We start from the raw sequence: 4,135 nt of genomic DNA, 5'->3' as shown, positions 1-4,135 counted from the left end.
CCCGCGTCCCGAAGAAACCACCAGGAGCCGCCCGACGCCCGTGAGCAGAATTCACGCGGTGGATCGAGGCTGAGTGGGTCGACTGGTACAACCACCGCAGACTGCACGGTGAGATAGGCAACGTTCCGCCCGTCGAGTACGAGGCCGACCACTACATGGAATCCACGGAACCCCAGGTCACAACCACAATCTGAGATCTCTACCGAACCCGGGGCGGTTCACTTGCCGCACTCCCTTCTTCGATGACCAGAGTCGCATCGGCACGAGCACACGGTTCCCCGACCATGCCCGCCGGACCGGTAAGCCTGCGACAGGGATCCACGCAAGACAAGCACCTAAACCTTATCGCAGTAGGTTATTAACGGTCGAGACCCCGATCCCTCCTCGTGGGCACGGGAGGCCGTCACCAGGCGCTTTCCCAGAAACTCCCCAGTCAGCCACAAGGGTCAGGGCCGACGGGGTGCGGCAGTGAGGTGCACTCGACGCCCACGAGGTCTTGCCCGACTTGGCGAATGCCATTAGATTTACGGCGCTGCGGTGGACGCCACATCCCGTGCTCCCGCCCTCTCGAACACTTTGCCCCCACGACGCACCGGACAGCATTCCGTGGGCGTCCGGCTCTCCCCTGCACACCTCACCAGAAATCAGGGCCGGCGCTGGGCGTGGGACACACAATGACTCGGATCACGACCCGGAGGTTCCCATGAGCGGCTACTCGTTGTTGGCAGGGGTGCGCATCCTGGAGGTCGCCCACCTGGCGCCCTCGTCCGTCGGTGGCCATCTCGCTGATCTCGGCGCCGAGGTGATCAAGGTCGAAACCGGGCCTGTGGGCGATCCCGTGCGCACCGGTGGCTCCCTGGCGGTGGGCGGACCCGACGGTCCGGCCTTCATGCACCTGCGCTGGAACCGCGGCAAGAAGAGCGTAGCGCTCGATTTGCGGAGCGACGCGGGCAAGGCTGCCTTCCTAGAGCTGGCCAAGGTCAGCGACGCGGTGATCGAGGGAACACGTGCTGGCTATCTCGAATGGCTGGGCCTGGGATACGACGTACTGAAGGAGACCAACCCGGCGCTCGTCTTCTGCACGGTCTCCGGCCTCGGCAGCGACGGGCCCTACCGGCGGCTTGGCAGTGGCGGACCTGTCTTCGACGCCTACGCCGGCCTGCGCGAGGTGGCGACTCCGAGCACGCCTCCGGACAAGGGCATCGCGGGCTCGACCGCACCGGGGATCGCGATGTACGGACTGGGTGCCTACGGAGCGATGGGCATACTCGCGGGGATTCTCCACGCCCGCCGCACCGGGGCAGGGACACGGCTCGAGGTGGCCGGCATCGACGTGGCAGCCAGCTGGATCCCGGACGAGACCGACTCGGCCCTCAACGAGGGCCGGACGACGCAGCGCTCCGCCTGGCTGCCCGACGGTCGGCTGCCGGACTGGCCCCGGTTGGAGGCGTACCGGACACAGGACGGCGGCGCCATGCTGTTCGGCGCCCACGTGGAGAAGTTCTGGCGGAACTTCTGCCATGCCGTCGACCGTCCGGACCTCCTGGAGATCGACCTGACCACCGTCGACGAGGGATCCGCTCGGCGCGCCGAGACGGTCTGGCGCGAACTGCGCGCCATCTTCCTGGAGCGCACGCGCGAGGAGTGGACCGAGCTCTTCCTCACGCACGACATCGCCGGCGGACCGGTGAACAGCGTCCACGAGCTCATCCAGGATCCCCATTTCAAGGCTCGGCGGAACACCTACACGGTCACCTACGACGGCGTGGGCGAGTTGGAGCTGATGGTGAGCCCGGTCCGTGTCGCTGGAGAGGACTTCGCAGCCGATCTCGCCCCGGGACTCGGCGCGCACACGTGGGAGGTGCTGCGGGACGTGGCGGGCTACGACGAAGCGGCCCTGTCCGAGCTGGGCCTCGAGGGAGCACCCTCGCAGGCTGCCGGACGCAACGCCGGCGCGTCCTGACGAGCGTCACACAGCCCACGGAGAACACGGCCCGGCATCCCGTATCCGTCGGTCACCCGTGCCTCTTCCAAGCAGCTTCTGCTCATCAGGGCGAGTCGCAGGCTCGGCGCGGTCAGTCGTGGGCTGACGGATCAACACCGCGCTCTGCCGTCGTGTGCATGAAAACAGCAACCGAACAAGGGACATGGGAAGCTGGCATGAACATCAATGATCTCGTTCGCTACTGGGGGAAAAATCGTCCCGACCACGCGGCGATCATCTTCGGTGACGACGTACAGAGCTGGGCAGAACTCGATGCGGTCTCCGACGCCCTCGCCCGTGGCCTAGCGGCTCGCGGGGTCCGCAAGGGCGACCGGGTGGGCGTACTCATGCGCAACCGCCCGGAGCTCGCCCATGTCATCCTGGCCACTCTGAAGCTGGGCGCGATCAGCGTTCCGCTCAACTTCCGGCTGCTGGCCCCGGAGCTCGCTCCCCTCCTCCAGGACGCCGACCCGCGCGTCGTGGTGACCGAGGGCGAACTCGCCCACCTGCTGGAGCCAGGACACAAGGCGCTCGGCTTTGAGATCTTCGCCACCGATTCGTCCGACCTGCCGGGATACAACCTGCTCATGGCGGAGTCCGGGACGGCGCCGATCACTGAGGTCGACGAGGACGACGGCGCGTTCATCTGCTACACCTCCGGCACCACGGGAGTGCAAAAGGGCGCGCTGCTGACGCACCGCTCCGTACTGGCCCCCGGCCAGGCCCAAATGATCACCCACGGGATCTCGTGGCGCGACCGCGTACTGCTGGCCGCACCTCTGGTCTACACGGGCTCAGTCATCTCGGTCTTCATGCAACTGGTGGTGTTCCCAGGCGCGACGATGGTGCTGCCCGGCGACTTCGACGCCGAGCGCTGCCTCGACGCATTGGAGCGGCACCAGGTCACGGCGACAACGACGGTCCCGGTGGTCTGGGAGCGCATGGCGGCGCTGCCCGGCTTCGGACGGCGCAGGCTGGCCGACTTCAAGTTCGCAGGAGCGGGCGGCGCCCCGGTGAATCCGGACCTGCTGAAGGTCTACCAGGCACGCGGTATCCCGGTGACGCAGGTCTATGGGCTGACCGAGGCATCGGGACTGGTCTCCACCATGCGGTACGAGGATGCGCTCACGCGTCCCGGTTTCGCCGGGTTGCCGCTCGTGGGCACCGCCATCCGCATCGCGGATTCCGACGGCCAGACGGTCCCGGCCGGCGAGGTCGGGGAGATTCTGGTCCGTGGCTCGCACACCATGCACGGCTACTGGAACCGTCCCCAGGAGACTGCCGATACCCTCGTCGACGGATGGCTGCGCACTGGCGACCTGGGCCTGCAGGACGACGGCGGCTTCCTCAAGGTTGTCGACCGGAGGAAGGACATGGTCATCTCCGGCGGCCTGAACATCTACCCCGCCGAGATCGAGAAGGTTCTCGGCTCCGTGGAGGGGGTGGTGGACCTTGCCGTCATCGGCGTGGCGGACGACAGGTGGGGCGAGGTCCCGATGGTTGTCTTCCATACCGACCAGGACCCGTCGGTCGTCGCCAGCCGCCTCGCATCGACCGCACAAGCCTCCCTTGCCCGCTACAAGCAGCCCAAGCACGCGGTCGCCCTGGCGCAACCGCTCCCCCGCACCTTCTCGGGCAAGCTCGCCAAGCCGGTCCTACGGAAACAGTTCACACGCACGCCTTCCGACGCGATCGCGCTGTCTCTGCCCAGCTCGTGACAAGCAGACCGGGCGGCCCCGAAGTGCCGGGGTCGCCCGGCCACAAGTCCCTCAAAAGTCCGGCGATTGCTCACTGAACTGTTTCCAACCTGGCTGATGTCTGGCTGAGTTGGCGTGGGGGTCGGGCGTGGGAAGAAGTGAAGCTCCTGGTAGAGGGGGTGTCGACCAAGAGCAACCTGTCCGCCCGGAGCTTCGTGTGCTTGCCTGCCCATCGGGACTCGATCTGTCCAGTACCACCCTGCGGTTCCTGTCCGGGCTGCTGAGCGCCCGACACTGTGTACGACGTCCGCGCCCGCCCGTGCCTGCGGCGTCATCGACGCCCTGGCCGAGGCTGGCATGCGCTGCTGGGCTGAAAAGGGGGTCTTCGAAGTTGAGCGGTGCGCTGGTTCGGCTTGCTGACGTGGCGTCACGCTCTGTGGCGAAGGGGGTGGCT

Annotated in this window: 2 protein-coding genes; both read left to right on the top strand. The window is 67.1% G+C overall.

Annotated elements, in window-relative coordinates; all coding sequences use genetic code 11:
- Window positions 1–703: 703 nt before the first annotated feature.
- Window positions 704–1,963: a CaiB/BaiF CoA-transferase family protein gene (locus tag JL475_RS38275; RefSeq protein WP_202282815.1), complete on the top strand. Its 1,260-nt coding sequence runs from the start codon at window positions 704–706 to the stop codon at window positions 1,961–1,963.
- A 197-nt stretch (window positions 1,964–2,160) separates the two neighbouring features.
- Entirely contained in the window at window positions 2,161–3,702 is a 1,542-nt protein-coding gene (locus JL475_RS38270) for a class I adenylate-forming enzyme family protein (protein ID WP_202282814.1), read from the top strand.
- Window positions 3,703–4,135: the final 433 nt, after the last annotated feature.

The sequence above is a fragment of the Streptomyces sp. M2CJ-2 genome (assembly GCF_016757295.1).
GTDB lineage: Bacteria > Actinomycetota > Actinomycetes > Streptomycetales > Streptomycetaceae > Streptomyces.
This window is presented reverse-complemented; position numbering and strand designations above follow the sequence as displayed.

Bases quoted from the DNA above. Each gene is read 5' to 3' on its own strand.
- JL475_RS38275 (WP_202282815.1), top strand. From the start codon at position 704: ATGAGCGGCTACTCGTTGTTGGCAGGGGTGCGCATCCTGGAGGTCGCC.
- JL475_RS38270 (WP_202282814.1), top strand. From the start codon at position 2,161: ATGAACATCAATGATCTCGTTCGCTACTGGGGGAAAAATCGTCCCGAC.